This window comes from Actinomadura livida (assembly GCF_014648675.1).
GTDB classification, from domain to species: Bacteria; Actinomycetota; Actinomycetes; order Streptosporangiales; family Streptosporangiaceae; genus Spirillospora; species Spirillospora livida.
The window spans coordinates 2067-3272 of the sequence record NZ_BMRO01000043.1 but is presented as its reverse complement, the minus strand read 5'-3'; the positions used below and the strand labels follow the sequence as shown (position 1 = coordinate 3272).

The 1206-nt window shown below is 57.1% G+C and carries 1 rRNA gene (cut by a window edge); it reads right to left on the bottom strand.

The features are described from left to right. Positions 1 to 110: 110 nt before the first annotated feature. A 23S ribosomal RNA gene (locus tag IEZ03_RS37205) occupies positions 111 to 1206 on the bottom strand (it continues 2022 nt past the right edge of the window).

Genomic DNA, 1206 nt, shown 5'->3' with positions numbered 1-1206 from the left:
CAAGGCTCAGCACATTCAATTAACAACACACGGGTTGCCCAGGTTGTTTCCTGAGAACCACACAGGGACGCGAACACCCACACAACAGCGATATGCTTTGAACGAATTGTGTGTTCAAGCCACTCGGCCTATTAGTACCGGTCAACTCCACACGTTACCGCGCTTCCATACCCGGCCTATCAACCCGGTCGTCTACCGGGAGCCTTACACCCACAAAAAGGGGTGGGAGAACTCATCTCGAGGAAGGCTTCCCGCTTAGATGCTTTCAGCGGTTATCCCGACCGAACGTAGCCAACCAGCCATGCCCCTGGCGGGACAACTGGCACACCAGAGGTTCGTCCGTCCCGGTCCTCTCGTACTAGGGACAGACCCTCTCAATTCTCCTACGCGCGCAGCGGATAGGGACCGAACTGTCTCGCGACGTTCTAAACCCAGCTCGCGTGCCGCTTTAATGGGCGAACAGCCCAACCCTTGGGACCTACTCCAGCCCCAGGATGCGACGAGCCGACATCGAGGTGCCAAACCATCCCGTCGATATGGACTCTTGGGGAAGATCAGCCTGTTATCCCCGGGGTACCTTTTAGCCGTTGAGCGACACCACTTCCACACGTAGGTGCCGGATCACTAGGCCCTGCTTTCGCACCTGCTCGACACGTCCGTCTCACAGTCAAGCTCCCTTGTGCCCTTACACTCACCACCTGATTGCCAACCAGGCTGAGGGAACCTTTGGGCGCCTCCGTTACACTTTAGGAGGCAACCGCCCCAGTTAAACTACCCACCAGGCACTGTCCCCCACCCGGATACACGGGCGCGGGTTAGACGCTCAAAACGACCAGAGTGGTATTTCACCAACGACTCCACCGACACTGGCGTGCCGGCTTCACAGTCTCCCACCTATCCTACACAAGACGCTCCAAACGCCAATGCCAAGCTATAGTGAAGGTCCCGGGGTCTTTCCGTCCTGCTGCGCGAAACGAGCATCTTTACTCGTACTGCAATTTCACCGGGCCTGTGGTTGAGACAGCGGGGAAGTCGTTACGCCATTCGTGCAGGTCGGAACTTACCCGACAAGGAATTTCGCTACCTTAGGATGGTTATAGTTACCACCGCCGTTTACCGGCGCTTAGATTCTCAGCCTCGACCCCGAAAGATCTAACCGGTCCTCTTAACGTTCCGGCACCGGGCAGGCGTCAGTCCGTATACAGC